General features: G+C 67.3%; 18 protein-coding genes. 8 read left to right on the forward strand and 10 right to left on the reverse strand.

All coding sequences use genetic code 11. The features are described 5' to 3' along the window. Position 1: 1 nt before the first annotated feature. The 5 genes from E1263_RS00815 to E1263_RS00835 all read right to left on the reverse strand — a co-directional run bounded on the left by E1263_RS00815 (position 2) and on the right by E1263_RS00835 (position 5,272). Positions 2-997, reverse strand: a complete 996-nt coding sequence (locus E1263_RS00815; protein WP_132164225.1) for an aldo/keto reductase — start codon at positions 995-997, stop codon at positions 2-4. After that, positions 994-1,830, reverse strand: coding sequence for an NADPH-dependent oxidoreductase (locus tag E1263_RS00820; RefSeq protein WP_132164227.1), 837 nt, complete (start codon positions 1,828-1,830; stop codon positions 994-996). Before E1263_RS00820 ends, E1263_RS00815 begins: the two co-directional genes overlap by 4 nt. Before the next feature lie 108 nt (positions 1,831-1,938). After that, positions 1,939-3,690: a cytochrome c biogenesis protein CcdA gene (locus E1263_RS00825; RefSeq protein ID WP_132164229.1), complete on the reverse strand. Its 1,752-nt coding sequence runs from the start codon at positions 3,688-3,690 to the stop codon at positions 1,939-1,941. A 285-nt stretch (positions 3,691-3,975) separates the two neighbouring features. Further along, positions 3,976-4,734: a carbonic anhydrase family protein gene (locus E1263_RS00830; RefSeq protein ID WP_132164231.1), complete on the reverse strand. Its 759-nt coding sequence runs from the start codon at positions 4,732-4,734 to the stop codon at positions 3,976-3,978. A 97-nt stretch (positions 4,735-4,831) separates the two neighbouring features. After that, positions 4,832-5,272 (reverse strand): MarR family winged helix-turn-helix transcriptional regulator, encoded by a 441-nt coding sequence (locus tag E1263_RS00835; RefSeq protein ID WP_202868656.1) that lies wholly within the window; start codon positions 5,270-5,272, stop codon positions 4,832-4,834. A gap of 61 nt (positions 5,273-5,333) precedes the next feature. Between E1263_RS00835 and E1263_RS00840 the strand changes: the two genes are divergently transcribed. From E1263_RS00840 to E1263_RS00865, 6 genes are all read left to right on the forward strand, one after another. Further along, the gene (locus E1263_RS00840; protein ID WP_132164233.1) at positions 5,334-5,876 is read left to right on the forward strand and encodes a DUF6790 family protein; all 543 of its coding nucleotides are present in this window, start codon (positions 5,334-5,336) and stop codon (positions 5,874-5,876) included. 57 nt (positions 5,877-5,933) lie between these two features. Further along, on the forward strand, positions 5,934-7,430 hold the full coding sequence (locus E1263_RS00845; RefSeq protein WP_132164235.1) for an alpha/beta hydrolase: 1,497 nt from the start codon (positions 5,934-5,936) through the stop codon (positions 7,428-7,430). Then, positions 7,427-8,548, forward strand: coding sequence for a sensor histidine kinase (locus E1263_RS00850; RefSeq protein WP_132164237.1), 1,122 nt, complete (start codon positions 7,427-7,429; stop codon positions 8,546-8,548). Before E1263_RS00845 ends, E1263_RS00850 begins: the two co-directional genes overlap by 4 nt. Continuing rightward, positions 8,545-9,192 carry a response regulator gene (locus tag E1263_RS00855; protein WP_132164239.1) on the forward strand — a complete coding sequence of 216 codons (648 nt, stop codon included), beginning with the start codon at positions 8,545-8,547 and terminating at the stop codon, positions 9,190-9,192. The genes E1263_RS00850 and E1263_RS00855 overlap by 4 nt, the downstream gene beginning before the upstream one ends. Before the next feature lie 35 nt (positions 9,193-9,227). Then, entirely contained in the window at positions 9,228-11,846 is a 2,619-nt protein-coding gene (locus E1263_RS00860) for an ATP-binding protein (protein ID WP_132164241.1), read from the forward strand. Positions 11,847-11,965: 119 nt separating this feature from the next. Continuing rightward, on the forward strand, positions 11,966-13,243 hold the full coding sequence (locus E1263_RS00865; RefSeq protein ID WP_132164243.1) for an epoxide hydrolase family protein: 1,278 nt from the start codon (positions 11,966-11,968) through the stop codon (positions 13,241-13,243). Positions 13,244-13,326: 83 nt separating this feature from the next. Here the strand turns inward: E1263_RS00865 and E1263_RS00870 are convergent, their stop codons facing one another. Then, positions 13,327-14,127, reverse strand: coding sequence for an aldo/keto reductase (locus E1263_RS00870; protein ID WP_132164245.1), 801 nt, complete (start codon positions 14,125-14,127; stop codon positions 13,327-13,329). Positions 14,128-14,162: 35 nt separating this feature from the next. On the opposite strand from E1263_RS00870, the gene E1263_RS00875 reads away from it, so the two are divergent. After that, positions 14,163-16,046, forward strand: coding sequence for an SEC-C domain-containing protein (locus E1263_RS00875; protein ID WP_132164247.1), 1,884 nt, complete (start codon positions 14,163-14,165; stop codon positions 16,044-16,046). On the opposite strand, the gene E1263_RS00880 is transcribed toward E1263_RS00875, so the two are convergent. Both E1263_RS00880 and E1263_RS00885 read right to left on the reverse strand, forming a co-directional pair. Then, a complete protein-coding gene (locus E1263_RS00880) occupies positions 16,043-17,638 on the reverse strand; it encodes an RICIN domain-containing protein (protein ID WP_132164249.1) in 1,596 nt (531 codons plus the stop codon). The two genes, E1263_RS00875 and E1263_RS00880, sit on opposite strands and share 4 nt — an antisense overlap. Positions 17,639-17,701: 63 nt before the next feature. Next, entirely contained in the window at positions 17,702-18,190 is a 489-nt protein-coding gene (locus E1263_RS00885; RefSeq protein WP_202868657.1) for a flavin reductase family protein, read from the reverse strand. Positions 18,191-18,224: 34 nt separating this feature from the next. Between E1263_RS00885 and E1263_RS43105 the strand changes: the two genes are divergently transcribed. Beyond that, positions 18,225-18,503 (forward strand): hypothetical protein, encoded by a 279-nt coding sequence (locus E1263_RS43105; protein ID WP_202868658.1) that lies wholly within the window; start codon positions 18,225-18,227, stop codon positions 18,501-18,503. On the opposite strand, the gene E1263_RS00890 is transcribed toward E1263_RS43105, so the two are convergent. Beyond that, positions 18,463-19,062 (reverse strand): HAD family hydrolase, encoded by a 600-nt coding sequence (locus E1263_RS00890; RefSeq protein WP_132164253.1) that lies wholly within the window; start codon positions 19,060-19,062, stop codon positions 18,463-18,465. The two genes, E1263_RS43105 and E1263_RS00890, sit on opposite strands and share 41 nt — an antisense overlap. Further along, positions 19,059-20,060 (reverse strand): LacI family DNA-binding transcriptional regulator, encoded by a 1,002-nt coding sequence (locus E1263_RS00895; RefSeq protein ID WP_202868659.1) that lies wholly within the window; start codon positions 20,058-20,060, stop codon positions 19,059-19,061. The genes E1263_RS00890 and E1263_RS00895 overlap by 4 nt, the downstream gene beginning before the upstream one ends. Between the last annotated feature and the right edge of the window lie 53 nt (positions 20,061-20,113).

The following is a 20,113-nucleotide window of genomic DNA, read 5'->3' on the forward strand; positions in this document are numbered from 1 at the left end:
CTCACAGGTTGAGGCCGGTGCCGTGGATGCCGTGCTGGTCGATGAGTGCGAGCTCGTCAGCGGTCAGCGGCGGGAACGCGAGTGCCTTCAGGTTGTGGTCGAGTTGCTCCGTCGAACTGGCACCGATCAGGGCTGAGGTGACTTCTGGTCGCCGGAGGACCCACTGCAGCGCAAGCTGGGCGAGGGACTGGCCGCGGGATTCGGCCAGCTTGTTCAACTCCGCCGTACGGCGTCGGTAGGTCTCGTCGATGACATCGGGCGACAGGAACGTGCTGTTCTGCGCGCGGGCGCCGTCCGGAATGCTGTCCAGGTACTTGTCGGTCAACAAGCCTTGGGCGAGTGGGCTGTAGACGATGACGCCGAAGCCGTTGCGCTCGGCGGTTTCGAGTAGGCCGTCTATCTCGGGGCGGCGGTCGTAGATCGAGTAGCGGCTCTGGTCGATGAGCAGCGGGACGCCGGCTGCCTTGAGCAGTTTCGCTGCGGCCTCGGCGCGATCGGGCAGATAGTTGCTGATGCCAACGTAGAGCGCCTTGCCCTGGTCTACCGCGCTGACGAGCGCGCCGACGGTCTCCTCCAGCGGCGTCTCCAGGTCGGGGCGGTGGTGGTAAAAGATGTCCACATAGTCCGTGCCCAGATCGCGCAGGCTCTGATCGAGAGACGTCAGCAACGACTTTCGCGAACCACCACTCTGATACGGGCCCGGCCCGATCGGATTACCGGCCTTCGTCGCGAGAATCAGCTCATCCCGGTACGGCGCCAGGTCCGTCGCGAGCAGTCGGCCGAACGTCTCCTGAGCCGCCCGACGCGGTGGGCCGTACCGATCGGCATTGTCGAAGTGCGTGATGCCCAGATCGAAAGCATGTAAGAGAATCTCGCGCTGCGTGGCATACGAGTAGTCCTGCCCGAACTTCTGCCACAACCCGAACGAGAACGCCGGCAGCTTCAGCCCCGAACTCCCCATACGGCGATAGTCCATCGTCTCGTAACGCGCGCTCATCGGAGCTGGAACCCCCTGTCGAACAGAGCCGCCCGCAGGTGCTCTCGCCCCTTCAACCCTGCAACACTCCCAAACCGATGCGCCACCCGCTGAGCCCACCCCTCCGGAAGGCCGGCCTCGGCGTAGAAGCCGTTCAGCACGTCCTCATAAGTTTCAAGATGTGCCGGGTCCAGCGAATACTGCTCCCGATGCAGCACGGCCTCCTGCGGCAACCGCGGCTTCACCGCCGTCTCCTCCAGCCGGTCAGGATGACCAACTGTCAGCCCGAACACCGGGAACACGTTCGGCGGCAGCCCAAGCTCCGCGGCCACCTCCAGCGGCTTGTTGCGGATGGCACCGACAAACACCGTGCCTAGTCCCAGAGACTCTGCCGCCAGCGAGGCGTTCTGCGCGGCCAGCGCGACGTCGATGAACGACAGCAGCGCCGCCTCCACGAAGTCCGCACCCTCGGCCGTCGCTGACCCGGTCTTCGAAGTCACCTGCCGAGCGCGCGCGAGATCCGCCAGCCAGACCAGGAACAACGGCGCCTGCGCGACGCTGCTTTGTATCGGATTGGCCTGCTCCCCCGCCAACGCGGCCAGCCGATGCCGCCGCGCATCCTCACGCACCGCCACGACGCTCCACAGTTGCAGGTTCCCCGAGGTGGGCGCCGACTGCGCCGCCGCGATCAGGGCCGACAACGTCTCGTCGGACACTTCACCATCCGCCCGATACCGCCGTACCGATCGGTGGGCCAACTGCTGTGCCAGCACCTCGGTCCACTCAGCCGGTGGCTCCCCCACCACCGGCGCGCCGTACCGCAACCGGTACGACGCCTTCGCACTCACGCTCATGTACACCAACCTAGAAGACATTCCCCCGCAGTGGGGCTCGTCTCACAAGGTGGCGAACTGCTGCAGATCTTTCAAGAGCGCTGTTCAGTGCTCGCTCATGGTTGCTCCTCAGCCGAAGCTGTAGGTGAAGGCCGTCAAGCCGGGGCTGTAGGTGACGGTCATCGTCTTGCGTTGCTGGCTGGGCAGGTCGACCAGTTGGTAGGCGTTCGGCGTACCGGAGACCTTGAGGGTCTTGTCGGGCAGGCCCGGGATCGACACGGTGACGGTGCCTTCGCCGGACAGGACGTGGAAGACCTTCGCTGCGTTGAAGTTCAGCCGGCTCTGCGAGGTCTTGGTCGACGTCACGCTCTGCGTACCCACCGCCCAGTCTCCGCCGAGGCTGTAGGTGTCGGCGGGCTGCTCGGGGTTGAGGCCGAAGGCAACGGTCTTGTTCGGGGTGAGCTTGCCCGAGCCGTTCAGGTTGGCCGAGCGGGAGTAGGACAGGTAGGTCTCCGGCGTGGTTCCGTCGGCGCCGATCGAGTCTGCCTTGACGGTGCCGTCGACCGGGGCCGGGAGCTGGACGTTGGGGTTGGCGTCCTTGAGGAGCTGGCGGATCTGGTTCTCGGTCTGGGCGTAGCTGCCTTCGCCGAACTTGATCGATCGGACGGTGCCGCCGGCATCGACCAGGTACTTCGCGGGCCAGTACTGGTTGCGGTATTCGGTCCAGGTGGCCAGGTTGTTGTCTTGGCCGACCGGGTAGTTGATGCCTTCCTTGCGGATGGCGGACTCGACGTTCCCGGCGCTCTTCTCGAACGCGAACTCGGGTGAGTGGATGCCGACGATCTGCAGGCCGAGGGACTGGTAGGCCTTGTTCCAGGCGAGCAGGTGCGGGGTGGCGCGCTGGCAGTTGATGCAGGAGTAGGCCCAGAAGTCGACCAGGACGACCTTGCCCTTCAGCTCGGCGAGCGTCGCGGGCTTACCACCCGGGGTATTGAACCACTTCTGCGTCCCGGTGAACTCCGGCGCCGCACCACACATCGCCAGCTCGGCGGCCCCCGGCGTGCACTTCGCCAGCTCCTGACCACCTTGACCGAGCGCCGGAGCGAGCACACCCTGGACCGTCTTGTTCTCGGCAACCTTCTTCTCAAGACCACTCGTGTACGACGGCAGCGAGCGCTGGATCACGTCGGTGATGTTGAAGGCCAGCGCGATGGCGAGCAGGATCATGACGATACCGCCGCCGATCCGGAAACCCTTCTGGTGATCGCGGTACGCCTTCACCCGCTGGGAAATCCGCGAACCGGCCGACGCGAAGATCAGCAGCGGCAGCGCCGCGCCCATCGCGAAAGACACAGTCAGTACGACGGTCCGCCAGCCAACGTTGCCCGTGGCACCGGCCACCGTGATCGCGGCAAGCACCGGTCCCGCGCAGGGAACGTACAGGGTGCCTAGTCCGAGACCGAGGACGAAGGCGCCGTTGTTGTTGCGGTTGATCTTCGGCAGCCGGTAGAAGGGCTTCTCGATCCAGTGACCGAGCGCCGGGAAGATCAGGCCGAGGCCGACCAGCGTCAGGATGGTCAGGCCGCCCCAGCGCAGGAAGCTGTCCGGCAGACCGAGCGCGGACAGGATCACCGAGCCGGCGAGCGTGAAGAGACTGAACGAAACCACGATCCCGGCGATGATCTTCAGCGGCCTGAAATCTCTTGCAGGCTTGGCGATCTCGATCTCTTCGACGAGGACGTCACCCTCGGCGCGGGTCTTGTTGGTGGTCTTCGTTTGTTTGGTTCCGGCGAAGAAGATGATCGGAAGCATCGGCAGAACACAAGGTGAGACCCCGGTGATCAGACCGCCTACCAATCCGATGAAGGCCAGTGTGAGCATCAGGAATCTCCAAGGCTGGAAAGCCGAACAGGACGTCTGCTCTTCGGTCCTGCCACCGCCTCCGGATGGGTTCAGAATCTTTCTCCGATCCGACCCATCCACCCCCTGCACAGCCCCGAAGTAGAGGTGTTGGCCGCCGTACCGGTCGTCAACGCCACCGTCTACCTGATCGACACGGTCCTGATGCCCCCGGCCGCCTGACGATCCGGTTTGGGGTATCACTGAAGCGGCGCGATCGAGCTGACACGACTCGATCGCGCCGCTTCGGTATGCCCAGGTACTAGCTCAGTGCTGGGGACGGTACTTGACGGTCCGCCCGTTCAGCGCCTGGAGCGGGCGGCTGTCGCCGTCGGGGAAGCGGGACTGGAAGTGCGTGAGCGAGGACGACTTGATCTCGCGGATGTGGTTGAGCACCAGCCAGGACACCGGCTCCGAGTACGGCGCGGTGGTCAGCGAGCCGTCGTACCGGAAGGTGGAGAGGTCGGTGGGAAGCGCGGCGGCCAGGTTGGCGCCGTGCAGGCGGACGTTTTCGGAGCACTCGGCGGGGACCGTACTCAAGGCCTGGTCCTGCAGGGTGCCACCGTGGCCGCCGCTGGTGATGAACAGGCCGATGACGAGCTTCTCGCCGTTCGGGCCGAGGTGCACCCAGTGCTGCTCGAGCGGGAACTGGTGCCCGTCGAGCCGGTGCTCGGAGCGGGTGTGGAAGTGAAAGTTCGCCAGGTCGTAGCGAACCCCGCCGAGCGTCACCCAGGCCGCACCGGCTGGGATCTCGGCCAGGACGGTCTCTTCCGCGGTGCGGTGCTCGCAGCCGCCGGGCTGACCGGAGTCCTTGCTCTCGTAACGGATCTCCAGGTCGAGCGAACGCGGGTAGTGCACGTGGAGCGCGGGGAGGTCGTGGGCGACGACGGCTCCGCTGCGGTGGATGTCGATCGGGCTCTGGTGCGGGGTGGCGGCGGTCGCTCGGCCGATCAGAGCCGGGGATGCGATGGCGGCGGCAGCGGCCGGGACAGCGAATAGGACGGAACGCCGGGTCAAACCGGACATGCATTTACTCCGAACTGGTAGGTAGCGGCAACCGGCCTCATCCGGCCGCCTGCAGCAGTATGTGCCTGCTACCTCACGGTGAGCACAACGCCCCCGTTCATGACCCCGCGCGCGGCTTGAGCAGCTCGGCGAGCTGATTGGTGTCCTGCAGGTACCGCTCGTAGGGGAAGCCCGAGGCCACCAGATGCTTGCGTAACTCCTCGACCAGCGGCTTGCCGCTGTTATGGAAGACCTTCCGGCCGGTCTCGGTGATCGTCACCAGCCTGCGCCGGGCGTGATCCGGGTCGGTGACGACCTGGACATAGCCCGCCGCTTCGAGCGGCTTCAGCGCGCGGCTGATCGCCGGGTCAGAGACCGCCATCGCCTGCGCGAGCTGATGCTGAGTGGCCGGCTGGATGTCCTCCACCGTGCCCAGCAAGCGCAACTGGCTATAGGTGAGGCCGTCAGTGTCCTCGGTTCGTCGGCGCGCCGACTCTCCGATCATCAGCACTACACGGTGCAACAGGTCTGCCAGTCCGTCATCCACAAAGGTGAGCATACCGTGAATGTTGACAGGTTAATATTAACCCTGCAACATTGCCGCTATGACTACTTCAAGCATGAGCACATCGACTTACATCGCCCAAACATCCGTTCCGATGATCTGGCTCGTCCTGGCGGTCGCCGGCGCCCTGATCAAGACCCGCAACGTCACCTCCCCCAAGGCGAGGCTCGAAACCTGGCAGCGCTGGTGGGCCGGCGCCGCCCTCGGAGGGGGAAGCGCATGGATGGTGGTCTCGTTCTTCACCATCCCCGGCGTGATGTCCGAGGCGATCGGCTTCAAGCAGACGCCGTTCGAGTTCGAGATCGGCTGCGCCAACCTCTGCCTGGCCGTCCTGGCGTTCCGCGCCGCGTCGTCGAAGTCGAACGCCCGCGAGCGCCTCACCATCGGCCTCGGCGCCGGCATGTTCCTCTGGGGAGCTGACCTCGGCCACCTGTACCAGTTCTTCTTCAAGGGCGACCACGCCCCGGGCAACACCGGCGGCGTCCTGCTCTATGACCTGCTGATCCCCGCCGTGATGATCGCCCTCGCCGTTCGCGCCCAGCGCTCCGAGCGGCTCGTACTTTTGGCCGGGTCCGAAGTGGCCGCGCGTGCGATGTGAGCCGGCCTCCCAGCCGGAAGGGTTGGGGTCGTCCACAAAGCTCGGGAGGAACGAGAAATGCGGAAGACCCTGTCCCTGGCAGTTGCCGCCGCCACGATGGCGACGGCTCTGATCCCCAGCACGTCACAAGCCGAGACCAAGGATGACCTGAACTGGGACGCGTGCCCGGCGGATGCTTCGCCGGGCATTCCCTTTCCCGCTGGAATGCAGTGCACGACCCTGAAAGTCCCGCTCGACTACCGCAATCCAGCCGGTCCGAAGATCGACGTCGCGGTCTCCCGGCTGCCGAGCAAGGACCCGGCCAAGCGCCGCGGGATCCTGATGACCAACCCCGGCGGACCCGCGGCCGGGCTCGGCTACCCGGCCACCCTCGTGCTGGCGAAGCTGCCGCAGAGCGTTCTCGACCAGTACGACGTGATCGGATTCGATCCGCGCGGGATCGGGCACAGTACGCCGGTGACCTGCGATCTGACCGCGGAACAGCAGCTGTACGGCAACATCCCGCCGTACGCGAAGAATGCCGCTGACGTGGTCAAGCGGGCCGGCGAGGTCCAGCAGATCGCCAAGCAATGCGCGGCCTCCAAGACCGGCTCCCTGCTCCCCCACATGTCGGTCGCCAACGTGGCCCGGGACATGGACCAGATCCGCAGCGCCCTCGGCGAGGCCAAGACGTCGTACCTCGGCGCTTCCTGGGGCACGCACCTCGGGGCGGTCTACACGACGCTGTTCCCGGAGCGCAGCGACCGGTTCGTGCTCGACAGCAATCTCGCCCCGGGCGGCTGGGACTACCCCAGTGACCGGCTGTTCTCGCAGGGCGTCGAGGACCGGTTCCCGGACTTCGCGGCGTACGCGGCGGCCAACTTCCGCGAGTACGGTCTGGGCCGGACGCCGGCTCAGGTGACCGCGAAGTTCCACGAGCTGGCAGCGCGGCTGGACAAGAACCCCATTCCGGCGGACGGCGTCGAGTTCGACGGCAGCATGTTCCGGCTGCTCAACTTCGCCTACTCGTACGGCGCCACGCAGATGCCGGGGCTCGCGCAGCTGTGGAAGTCGCTCGACGCGGGCGAGCCACCGGCACCGCTCGAAGCGAGCGCGGCCAAGATCGCCGCGGATGGCGTCGATCAGGTCATCTCCGGCCGCTACGCCATCATCTGCAACAGCAGTCGCTGGCCGACCTCGGTCAAGACCTATCAGCACGCGGTCGCCGTCGACCGGATTCGCTTCCCGCTGTTCGGTGCGGCCGGCGCCAACGTCCAGCCGTGCGCCTACTGGCCGAACCCGGCCGAGCCGCCGATCCAGATCGGCGACCACGGTCCGGCTAACGTGCTGATGGTGCAGAACCTTCGCGATCCCGCCACTCCCCTGGCCGGAGCCCGCAAGATGCGGCAGGCTCTGGGCGACCGGGCCACGATGGTCACGGCCGACGAAGGTGGTCACGGTGTCTACGTGTTCGGTAAGAACCAGTGCGCCAACTACGCGGCGACAACGTTCCTGACGACCGGCGTCCGCCCGGCGCACGACTACACCTGTACGGCGGCGGCGTCGCCACGATGACTCGCTCCCGTGCGTTGATGATCGCCGAGATCGCCCTCCTGCTCGGTCTGAACGTCCATGAGGCGATCTCGCGGTTCATCCTGCACGGACCGCGGCCCGGCGAGGTGTTCTACTTCTCGTCGGGCGTGGTCATCGGCGCGCTGGCCCTGCTGCGCCGCCGCTATCCGGAGCGGACCGGCCAGCTCGCGGCCGTGGCGGTCGCCATCTCGCTGCTGTGCAGTGGGGTCGGTGGGCTGGCCGAACCAGCCGCCCGCCTCGCCGGGGACTGCGAGACCCTGGCGCTGATGCTCCTGATCGGCGCCTGCTGCCATCGGCTACCGCCGATCGAGGCAGGTGCGCTCGCAGTGGTCGGCGGGTTCGCCATGGTGATCGCTCCGGTGAGCCGCTACAGCGGTGACCAGGCGGCCCTCACCATCGCGGTTTTCTGGGCCATCCTCTGGGGCGTCGGGGTCGCCGTCGGGCTGATCCTGCGCGATGGCGCCGCGCGCCGCGAGGAGGCCTTGGCCGCCGCCCGGAACCGCGAACGACTGGCGCTGGCCCGCGAGCTGCACGACCTGGTGGCGCACCACATCACCGGCGTCGTCGTCAGCGCCCAGGCGGCTCAGGTGGTCCTTGCCGACGGCACCGAACAGAAGCTGCTCGGCGACATCGAGCAAGCGGGATCCGAAGCCTTGGCTGCAGTACGGCGAATGGTCGGCGTACTGAGGAGTCCGGACGACGCGCCTGCGGTGATCGCCGGCGGGCTGGTCGAGTCGGTCCAGTCGGTTGTCGACGGCAACGTCATCCTTCGGATGGCGCCCGGGCTGGCCGAGCTGGCGGTCGCGCCGGAGACCGTCTCGACCGTGCACCGCGTCTTACTGGAGTCTTTGACGAACGTCCGCAAGCACGCGCCTGACGCGCGGCAGGTGACGGTCGCTGTCACGGCCGAGGATCGGCTGCTGCGGGTCGAGATCCGCAATGACGGTCTCACGCGCACTCGTCGTACGGCGGGCGGTTACGGGCTGATCGGGATGGGCGAACGAATCGATGCACTGGGCGGCACGCTGACCGCCGGCCCCTATGGTGAGCGCAGCTGGCAGGTGCTCGCCCAACTACCTCTGTCCAAGGAGACTTCGTGACGCTGCGCGTGCTGCTGGCCGATGACCAGGCCCTGGTACGCGCGGGGTTCCAGCTGATCCTCGAGCGGGAGCCCGGGATCGAGGTCGTCGGTGAGGCTGCCGACGGCAGGCAAGCCGTTGCCCTGGCCAAGGAACTGCGGCCGGACGTGACCTTGATGGACATCCGGATGCCGCTGCTCGACGGCCTGGAGGCGACCCGCATCCTGGCCGGTCCGGACGTGCGCGATCCGCTGCGGGTGCTGGTCGTAACGACGTTCGATCTGGATGAGCTCGTGCATGAGGCGCTGCGCTCCGGTGCCTGTGGGTTCCTGCTCAAGGACGCCGGCCCGCGGCTGCTGGTCGAGGCCGTGCATGCGGCGGCGAACGGCGAATCGCTGGTTTCCCCGTCGATCACCACGCGGCTGCTGGCCCAGTTCTCGTCGCCGAGCGGCAAGGCGCGCCGAGCGATTCCCGCGCTCACCCAGCGCGAGACCGACGTGACGATGGCGGTCGCTCGCGGCCGGACCAACGCCGAGATCAGCAAGGAGCTGCTGATCTCCCTGTCGACGGTGAAATCGCACCTGACCGCCGTCCAGCGCAAGATCGACGCCCGCAACCGGACCGAGGTCGCCGTCTGGGCCTGGGAATCGGGTCTGGTTCGTTAAACAGAACCTTCACAATCAGTCAGTACTATGCCCAGGTGGTCAGAGCTGAGCTCGTGGGGCGCCGTGCGGAGAGCATCGAGCTCGATCGCCTGATCGAGGCTGCCCGCGGTGGGCGCAGCGCAACGCTGCTCGTGCGAGGCGAGCCGGGTGTAGGAAAGACGGCGTTGCTCGAGGCGCTGGTGGACCGGACCACAGGCTGCGTTTTCACGCGCACTGCGGGTGTCGAGGCCGAGATGGAGCTCGCGTACGCCGGGCTGTATCCGCTCTGCCAGCCCTTTCTGGAGAACCTCGACCGGCTGCCCGGCCCACTGGCCGAAGCCCTCGGTACGGCGTTCGGCCTGGTCAGCGGGCCGACGCCGAATGCGTTCCTGGTCGGGTTGGCGGTGCTGAACCTGCTGGCGGACGCAGCCGCGGACAAACCGCTGATTTGCCTGATCGACGATGCCCAGTGGCTCGACAAGATGTCGGAAGTCATCCTTGCCTTCGTCGCCCAGCGCCTGAACGCCGAGGCGGTCGTGATGATCATTGCCGTCCGCAACGGTGTCCAGCACCGCTTCACCGGGGTCCGCGAGCTCGAGCTCGGTGGCCTGGACCGCGCTGATGCGCAGACGCTGCTGACGACGTCACTTCCTGGGTTGATCGATCCCCGGGTCAAGGACCGGATCGTGGCCGAGGCCCAGGGCAATCCGCTCGCGTTGCTGGAGCTCCCGCACACGGGGGCCGGGCATGCTGACGGGCGAACGGCACTGATCGAGGAGAGCTTCGAGCAGCGACTCGACGAGCTGCCCGCGACTGCCCGGCAACTGCTGACGCTGGCGGCGGCCGAACCGCTGGGCGATCCGACCTTGCTCTGGCGTGCGGCCGAGCACCTCGGGCTTGGCGCAGAGGCCGCCACGACCGCGCTCGAGTCCGGGCTGATCACCTTCGGAACGCACATCCGGTTCCGGCATCCGCTCGTCCGATCGACGGCGTACCGGACTGCCTCCGCGTCGGATCTCCAGGCTGCCCATCTGGCGCTCGCCGAGGTGACCGATCCGGACCGTGATCCGGATCGCCGCGCTTGGCACCGTGCGCAGGCGAGCCCGCTGCCTGATGAGGATGTCGCCGCCGATCTCGAGCGGTCGGCTGCTGGGGTCCGCGAGCGGGGCGGCCATTTCGCGGCGGGTGCTTTCCTGGAGCGCGCGGTCGAGCTGACGCTGGATCCCGAGCGCCGGGCCGAGCGGATGCTGGCTGCCGCGACTGCCCGCTGTGCCGGTGGCGCGCTCGACACCGCCCTCAGTCTCCTCGACAACCTGCAGAACAGCCCGCCCGACGAGCTCCGGACCGCGCTGGCACAACGGTTGCGCGGCCAGATCCAGTTCGACCAGGGCGACAACCAGACTGCAGCTGCCACGCTGCTCGACGCAGCACGCCAGCTCGAACCCCTGAAACCCGACCTCGCCCAGAGCACTCGCCTCGCCGCTCTGACCGCGGCGATCTGGGCGGCGGGGCCGGACGCCAAGGGCATCGTCGCGGAGGTGGCCGCAGCCGTCCCGGAACCGGCTGGGCTCGCCGAGTCGTTGCTGGAGGCGTTGGCGGCGCGGTTCACGCGCGGATATGTGACGGCAGCGCCTGACCTGGCTCGGGCGCTGGCGGCTGAGCTGCGGGATCACTCGGATCAGGCGACGGGGCATTTGGTCGGCGGGATCATCGCCGTTGACTTGTGGGATTTGGAGACTGGGCAGCGGCTCGTAGCTCGGCAGGAGCGGATTGCGCGGCAGACCGGCGCGCTGTTGCGGCTGCAGTTCGCGCTCGACTTCGGCGCAGCGCTGCAGTGCATCGGCGGCGACCTCACCGCGGCAAGCCGGATGGTCGACGAGCAACGCCGAATCGCCACCGCGACCGGCAATCCGTCGGTCGAGTACGGCGCCCGGCTGGTCACCGCCTTCCGGGGCGAGCCGGCAACCACGAGCGGAGCGGGCGTGCTGACGACGTACGCGGAAGCCGTTCTGAACAACGGGTTGGGGCGCTACGAGACGGCACGCGATGCGGCGATGCGGCTCTTCGAGCAGGACGTGATCGGGTACGGCGCTCTGGTGGCGAGCGAGCTTGCGGAGGCGGCATCGCGGACCGGCGACAGCAACCTGGTCGAGTCGACGCTCACCTGGTTGCGGGCGCGAGCGGCCGCCGTACCGACTGAGTGGAGTCGTGGGATCGAGGCGCGGGTCGGAGCGCTGCTGAACAACGACGAGGGTGAGTATCGGCGGTCGATCGAGTGTCTCGACCGCACGAGTCTGCAGGGCGAGGCTGCGCGCAGCAGACTCCTGTACGGCGAATGGTTGCGTCGCGAGGGTCGTCGCGCCGATGCACGCGGCGAGCTGCGAACGGCGTACGACGCCTTGACCAACCTCGGCCTCGGAGCCTTTGCGGAGCGCGCGCGGCACGAGCTGCTCGCGACCGGTGAGACCGTCCGGAAGCGGTCGGTCGAGACTGTGAACGAGCTCACCACCCAGGAGGCGCAGATCGCCGGGCTGGCTCGGGACGGGCTGACGAACCCGGAGATCGCGGCGCAGCTGTTCCTCAGCCCGCGGACTGTCGAGTGGCACCTGCGGAAGACTTTCGCGAAGCTCGGGATCACCTCCCGGCGGCAACTGCGAGACGCCTACCCCCGCTGACTAGTGGGGTCCGCGCTGACACGTGGGTTGCCCCAGTGTGCACACTGGGGCGACCCGGCTCCGGTCTGGCGATGGTGGACAGGTAAGTGCCAGTCCGCAGCGCAGAAGGAGCCCTCCCCATGACCGACCGCCGTCAGTTCCTCGGCCTCGCCGCCGCGAGTGCGGCCGCCGTCCAGTTCGGCGTACCGAATCTGGCGCACGCCACCGGCGCCCAGCCCGACGCTCGGATCCGCCCGTACAAGATCAAGGTGCCGCAGGCCGCGATCACCGATCTGCGGCGGCGGATCAAGGGCACCCGCTGGCCTGACCGGGAGACCGTTGCCGACCGCACCCAAGGTGCGCAGCTGGGCAAGATCAAGCCGCTGGTCGAGTACTGGGGTTCGCACTACGACTGGCGCAAGGTCGAGACCAAGCTGAACGCGCTGCCGCAGTTCATCACCTCGATCGACGGCCTCGACATCCAGTTCGCGCACATCCGCTCCAAGCACGCGAACGCGTTGCCGATGCTGATGACACACGGCTGGCCTGGCTCGATCATCGAACTGCTGAAGATCATCGACCCGCTGACCAACCCGACCGCGCACGGCGGCAAGGCCGAGGACGCGTTCCACCTCGTACTGCCGACCCTCCCGGGCTACGGGTTCTCCGGCAAGCCCACCAAGGGCGGCTGGAACCCGGGCCACATGGCGACCGCGTTCCACCAACTGATGCAGCGCCTCGGCTACCCGGAGTACGTCTCCCAGGGCGGCGACTGGGGCGCGATCATCTCCGAGGTCCTGGCGACCCAGGAGCCCAAGGGCCTGCTCGGCATCCACATCAACATGCCGGGCACCGTGCCGGACGACGTCCTGCGGCACCTGCGCAACTTCGACTCGGCGCCGAAGACGCTGTCGCCGCGCGAGAAGGTCGCCTACGACCGGCTGCTGCACTTCTACCGTGACGGCTTCGGCTACGCCGCGATGATGAACCAGAGCCCACAGACGATCGGGTACGCGCTGGCCGACTCACCGGTCGCGATGGCGGCGTACTACTACGACAAGATCGCCGAGTGGACCGACAGCGGCGGCGTACCGGAGAAGGTCCTCACGTACGACGAGATCCTGGACGCCATCTCGCTCTACTGGCTGACGAACACCGGTACGTCGTCCTCGCGCTCGTACTGGGAAGGCGCCCAGGCGGGCGGCGGTCCGTTCAACGCCGTACCGATCCCGCGGGTGCCGGTCGCGGTGACCGTCTTCCCGGCCGAGATCTACCGCGCACCGCGCAGCTGGGGTGAGAAGACCTTCGGCAACCTCATCCACTGGAACGAGGTCGACCGCGGCGGCCACTTCGCCGCCTGGGAGCAGCCTGCGTTGCTGACTCAGGAAGTGCGCACTGCCTTCAAAAAGCTCCGATAGAGCTGTAAGCAGCTGCGCTAGCAAAGCCAGTCGGTGGGCACCTGGGTCGGGGCGGATCCGGTGCCCACCGACTGCCTACTTCGTCACCACCACTTGTTCTCGTTCGACTCGGTGGTGCCGCCCGTGGTGTCGAGGGCATCCAGGGTGGCCACCGCCGCGTCGTCGAGCTCGAAGTCGAAGACCGCGAAGTTCTTCTGGATCCGCTCCGGGTTCACCGACTTCGGGATGACCGACAGACCCTTCTGGACGCCCCAGCGGATCAGGACCTGGGCCGGAGTGCGGCCGAGCTCCTCGGCGATCCGGCCGACGACCGGGTCGGTGAGGTGCTCGCCGGTGCCCAGGGGGCTGTAGGCCTGGGTGATCAGGCCGGCCTCGTTGCCCGCGTCGAGCAGGGCCCGGCGGTAGGCGAACGGGCTGAAGTAGACCTGGTTCACGGCGGCCGGGATCTCGCTCACCTTCGCCAGCTCGGCGAGCTCGGCGGCGCTGAAGTTCGAGACGCCGATGCCCTTCGACAGGCCTGCCGCGCTGACCTTCTCCATCCCGGGCCAGGCCCAGGTCGGTCCACCCTGCGGCCAGTGGATCAGGTACAGGTCGAGGTAGTCGGTGCCGAGCCGTTCCAGGCTCTTCTCCGCCTCGACGAACGGGTCGTCCTCCGCGGGCAGGAACTTGGTCGTCAGGAAGATCTCCGCGCGCGGGATGCCGCTCTCGCGGATCGCCTTCCCGACGCTCGCCTCGTTCCCGTAGCCCTGCGCGGTGTCGATCAGCCGGTACCCGGCCTCCAGCGCCGCCGAGACCGCACGCTCGGTCTGTGCCCCGTCCTCCACCTGCCATACGCCCAGTCCCACCGCGGGGATCTCGGTACCGTTCGAGAGCTTCAGATTCATGGGGCCAACACTACGGTCTACTAGAGTTGCGATCCATGAGCGTCTTGGATGTTGTAGGGCAGATTCTTGCGGCGCGCGGACCGCTGACCGACGAGCAGCTGTTCCCCGAACTGGCCGAACTCGGAATCGACCTCGGTGAGCACGCCGCGGACATCCTGGCGGACGAGCTCGAGCAGCTGCCGGACTCCCAGGTGGTGCTCCTGGCCGACGACCGCTGGGCCTGGCTCCCCACTTTGCTGGCCGGGCGGGTGCTCGCTCATCGGCTGACCGACCCGGAGGTTGCCCACGATCTGCTCTTTCTGGTGCCCGACCTGACCTCCGCCTCCCTGCTGATCGAGACCGACGAGGCGCACCTGGCCGACGGCACCGCGATCGAGCTGGTGATCCTCCCTCTTGAGACAGACAAGCTCGTCGAGCGCGGTGTCGATCTCCACCAGATCTTCGACTACGAGGTCGTCCTCCTCCCCCAGGGATATTGGGCCGGCCAGAACCTCCAGTCCGGCGACCTGGTCGCGCTGCGGATCGGCGAGCAGGGCCTCGCCCTCGAGGTTCCGGCGGCGCCAGCCGATCCGAAGGCGATCACCGCAGTCGCGGAGGCACTGAACGCCGTACTGGAGCAGAACGAGCCTGAGCAGGTCGAAGCGGCGATCTTGACGGCGTGTGCCGCGGATCCCGAGCTCTTCCGGGAGCCGTTGCTGCCGCTGGACGAGCTGTTCGCCGCGAGTGGTCTCACCCGGACAGTCGACATGCTCGCGCGGGACGGTTTCGACTTCGACGGGTGGGAGTCCGACACTCACCACGCCGGTCTGATGGAGCGCTACGAACTCGATGAGGTCGAGGCGCGCGCCGTACAGGCTGGTATCACTCTGTACGAGCAGGTGCTCGACGAGGTCCCTCTTGATCCGACTGCGATCGCGGCGCTGTCCCCATTGAGCGAGCCGTTCGTCGCCATGGCGCTACTGGAGCAGACGACCTCCTACGACCGCTTGCTCGCCGAACCGCTGGGCGAGTTCGCCGAGAAGCTCGAGCCCCTGCTGGCCAAGAACACCTGGCCCGCGCTGCGCTGGCTTCGGGCCAGGTCGCACGAGCTGCTCGGCGAGGTCGCGGCTGCCGAGCAGGTCTTGCTGGAGTCCGAGGCGCTCGATTCCGAATGGCCGCTGACCGTCTCGGCGCTGGCTCGATACTCCTTCGACCGCGGGAACACCACGCGCGGGCTGTCGCTGCTGCGGCGCATCGGGGTGCCGGACGACGAGCCGATCGTCCAGGCCTTCGAGCGGTACGACGCGGCGCCGCGGACCGATATCGGGCGGAACGACGAGTGCTGGTGTGGGTCCGGGAAGAAGTTCAAGAAGTGTCACCTCACCGGCGGCGGACTCTCGCCGGAAGAGCGTGCATTGTGGCTGTACGAGAAGACCTCCCGCTATCAGATGGACTCGCCGCGGCACCTGCTCCACGACAATTTGAGCGATGTCCGCGCTCAGTATGCCGAGACCGAGGAGGAGATCTTCGACGCCGTCACGGATCCGCTCGTGATGGACGCGCTGCTGTTCGAGGGTGGCGGCTTCGCGGAGTTCCTCGACATCCGCGGTGTGCTGCTGCCGGAAGATGAGCAGGCGCTGGCGAAGCAGTGGGTGGCGACGAAACGTTCGGTGCACGAGGTGACCGCAATCGAGCCCGGCGAACACCTGACGCTGCACGATCTACGCAGTGGTGAGACCGTCCAAGCCCGCGAACGCATTGCGAGCACAGAGGTCGCGATTGGCGACCTGGTCTGCGCTCGGATCTCCCTCACAGGCGACGAGCCGGGGATCCTCGGCGGGATCGAGCTCGTAGCGCCAGAGCAGCGCGACGAGCTCATCACTCTTCTCGACTCCGGGCCGACGCCGACTGAGCTGGTCGAGTTTCTCACCCGGCCCTAGCGGCGTTCGAGCTTCCAGATCTGGGGCTGCAGGTTGTTGCAGTGCCAGATCTGGAGGTCGGCACCGGCCGCGGTGGAGCCGCCGGCAACATCGAGGCAGAGGCCGGAGTTCTGGCCGACGATCTTGTAGTAATTGCGACCGACGTTCACGAACCGCCAGCGCTGCCAGCCGCCGTCCTGACAGGCGAATTGCTGAATCTTCGCACCAGGCTCGAACGAGTTCTTGGTGACTTCGACGCAGAGCTGGCTGTTCTGTCCCTTCAGCCGGTACAACCCGTTGCCCTCGGCAGTGAACTGGAAGTTCTGCGGGCCAAGGCCGTTGCAGTACCACTGCTGAATCCGGCCGCCGTACTCACGCGAGTCCGCAGCAACATCCATGCAGTGGGTGCTCTGCGCGCTGAGCAGCCGGTACGTCGCTCCGCCGACCACGCCGGCATCCGTCCCGGTGCCGTTCGTGGAACCGGTCGCGAAGAACGTCTGGCAGTCGCCGTTGCTGAAGTCACTCGCCAACTGCAGAACGCGGTTGCCATCGGCCGAGCCAACCAGCGGTGAGCTGTAGTTCGGGCAGTAGTGGTTGTAGGGATTCGGGACCTGGACCGGCGACTCGAGCTCGTACCAGGCTCCGTTGCCGCCCTCGGTACTGGCCAAGATTGTGCGACCGTTGTCTGCGGCAACCGAACCGTTCGCGTTGAGCAACATCTGGCCGATCAGCAACAACTTGCCACCGGCAACAGCCACGGTCGGCGCATGCGCGAAGTACTTGCCGTCCAGGGTTTGTGGCCGGCTGCCGAGGTCACTTGGCGATCCCCAGTTCCAGCCGTCGCTCGACGTGCGCTTGTGCACGACGCAGTCGTACTGGCCGCCCAGCCCGCAGATCTCGTAGACCATGATGTAGAAACTCGGGTTGAGCTGCCGCACGACCGGCATGCCAGGACGATGACCGCCGGTGGTGCTCTGCACCGTCGGCACGCGATCGGTCCAGTTCATGCCATCGCTGCTGCGGACCTCCATCAGCTTCTGGCTGTGGACACCGTCGGTCTCGTCGGCGTAGTGACAGACCAGCCGGCCGTCGGCGGCAACCGAGAACTCGGGTTCCCACAGGCCCTTGTCGTTCGGCGCGGTCGCGCAGTTCGACAGGTAGCTCCAGGTCCGGCCGATGTCGTTGCTTTTCCAGATCCGGATCCCCATCGGGCGGTCGTTCGAACCGACCGAACCGGCCCACAGCAACGTACCGGCCGGCATCGAGCCGATCTGACGCGGCAACTCGAAGAGGGTCGCGCAACACAGACCCTGGTTGTTCGCGGCCTCCGGATCGGCCACCGCGCCGACCTCGGCGAAGCTCGCGCCGTCATTCGTACTCTCGTGGATCACGCCGACGCCGTTCGCCGAGCCTCGGAAGGACACGACACTCGCGATGATCCGGCCGTTCGCCGTACCGCTGTTCTGCAGGCGGATGGCGCGGGGATAGAGGCTCGCTCCGGCCGGCTGCAGCAGCGTGCCGCTGGCGGTCGGAGCCATGGTTTGGGCGGAGGCGGGGACCAGACCGACCACCAGCAACAGGGCGGTCACCAGGACCAACAACAAACGTCTCATCAGGGCAGCTCCAATGCGTCGGGGCGGAGACGGACTGGTTACAACGATGTATTGGGCAGCCTGTCACCGATCTGTCAAACGCACAATGACTGGCGCCAGTGGGCAACCGACGCAGGTCAAGATGTACCCGTCGGCGCGCTGTTCCGGGGTCAGGCAGTTCGGCTCGCTCATCGCGACGTCCCCGGCCTTCAGCTTCACCATGCAGTCACCACAACTACCCACCGTGCACGAGAACGGCATCGGCAGCCCGGCCGCGAGTCCGGCATCGAGCATGGTCTGACCGGGTTCGACGACCACTGAACCCATCCCCTCGACGACCATCTCCTGGGGCGCGACCACCGTCGTCGGCTCAGCTGCGCTGGCGTACGTCTCGCGATGGACCCGATCGGCCGGTACGCCGTACTTGGTCAGGGCGGTGGTCGCTTCGTCCATCAGCGCCTCGGGACCGCACAGGTAGTACTGGACCTCGGGCGCCGGCGGCTGCTCGGTGAGCCAACGATGGACGCCGGACGCGTCCAGCCGACCGCGGTCTCGGGTCAGGTGGTGGGTCACGGCCAGTCGATCAGCGGTAAGTTCGTCGGCGAAGATGACCTCGTCGGCGCTGCGGCTGCAGTACAGCAAGGCGATCCGGCGGACGAAGCAGCTCGCCGACATCATCGTCCGGCACCCCGACACCCACGTCGCCGCGCCCGAGCTGGCTGCCGAGCTCATTCTCTTCACGGTCGAGGTGAACACCCACAGGTTCATGGCCGGACCTCGCGCCGTACCGCTGGCGGATTTCGAGAACGAGCTCGTCGCCATGGTCACCCGCTACCTCGAAGGCACTAGACCTTCACAGGGCAAAGCACCCGCCACAGTGGAATGAAGGCGGGCTGGTTCGGCTGGCCGGTGAGGTAGCCGGTCAGGCCGGCCTGCTCGGCGGCGGTGATCTCGGCCGGGGTCTCGCCTTCGTAGAACGAGCGGCACGGTGACGCGTTCGCCTTGCCGCGCTCGAACAGCGGCAGGGCGGGCTTGGACTCGGCCTTGGTCCGCGGCGTCAGGATCCGGTCACCGAACAACGCCCACGGGAACGGATCCGCCTCGGCCCACTGACCGTCGACGTACGCCTTGGTGGCCGCCGCGCGCTCGGCGTCGGTGGCTCCCCACTCCGGGGGCACGTTCGTGATCAGCCCGATCGGTACGCCGACGCTGCGCAACTGCCGGAGGTGTCGCAGCGCGTCCGGCATCCAGGTCATCTTTCCGGCGACCTTCGTGTCGACCAGGGTGTTGCCCAGGTCGAACCAGACGACCGAGCAGCGCGCAGGGTGCTGCGCAGCGGCCTCCGGGGCGACCACTGCCGTGACCTGTGCCGTGGCCGTGGTGGACAGGCCGAACAGAAGGCCGGCCGCGGCGCCTGCCGCAGCCAGTCGGGCGATGAGTTTCACTGTGCCTCCGAGCGCCCGTCCGCCCCTGTCACATCTGCTGAGAGGGGCGGTGGCGCGGTCGATTCTCGGTGGATGAGCCGGTTAACCGTCCGGGTGGACGGTTCCGGTGCGGGCGTGCAGTGGATCTCGGCGAGCAGGCGATGGATCGCATCGCGGCCCTGTGATTCGCGGTCCACGGCCACGGTCGACAACGACGGCAGCGCGAAGCGGCCGTACTCGTCGTCGTCCCATCCGAACACACTAAGGTCGCGGGGCACACTCCAGCCCCGGGCCCGCGCGCCGCGCATCACCCCGAGCGCGGCGAGGTCGCAGGCGGCGACCACCGCTGTCACCCCGCAGTCCTCCGGCAGTGCGGTGATCGCGTCGACACCGGACTGGCCCGACCAGTCACCGTCGTACACGCCGACCGACTCGAGGCCGAGCCGCTCGATCGTCTCCAGGTAGACGCGCTTGCGATTGCGCCCCGAGGTGAAGCTCTGATCGCCGGCTACATGCAGGAACCGGCGGTGGCCCAGCGAGCACAGGTACTCGATGATCTCCGCGATCTCGGCGGCTCCGGCCAGCTTGCCGAGCACATGCAGCCGCTCGTCGTAGCTCTCACTCTGCACGAGCGGAATCCCGAGGGATTTCGTCTTCAAATCAATGGACGAAATCGCAAGAATTCCGTCCACCTGGCCGGATCGCGCCAAATCCTCAATGCGCGCCGCGCGCGCTTTGGGACCACCTTCGACGCTGACGATTTCGAGCTGATAGCCAGCTTGATGAGCGGTCTCGGAGGCCGCGGCGAGCTGCCTGCCGGGGAAATGCGGACCTGTCGCCAGGACAATGGCCAGCCGGTTCGAACGGCGGGTGCGCATCGACCGGGCGACCAGGTTCGGCCGATAGTCGAGCGCCTTCACCGCGTACTCGACCTTGATCCTGGTCTGCGGCTTCAGGGCGTTCTTGTCCTGCAGGTAGCGCGACACGGTGGTGTGCGAGACGCCGGCCAGCCGTGCCACCTCATGGATCGTCGACGCGCGCTTGTCCCCCGGTTCGGTCACGGCAGCACGGT

It is taken from the genome of Kribbella antibiotica, assembly GCF_004349055.1.
GTDB lineage: Bacteria > Actinomycetota > Actinomycetes > Propionibacteriales > Kribbellaceae > Kribbella > Kribbella antibiotica.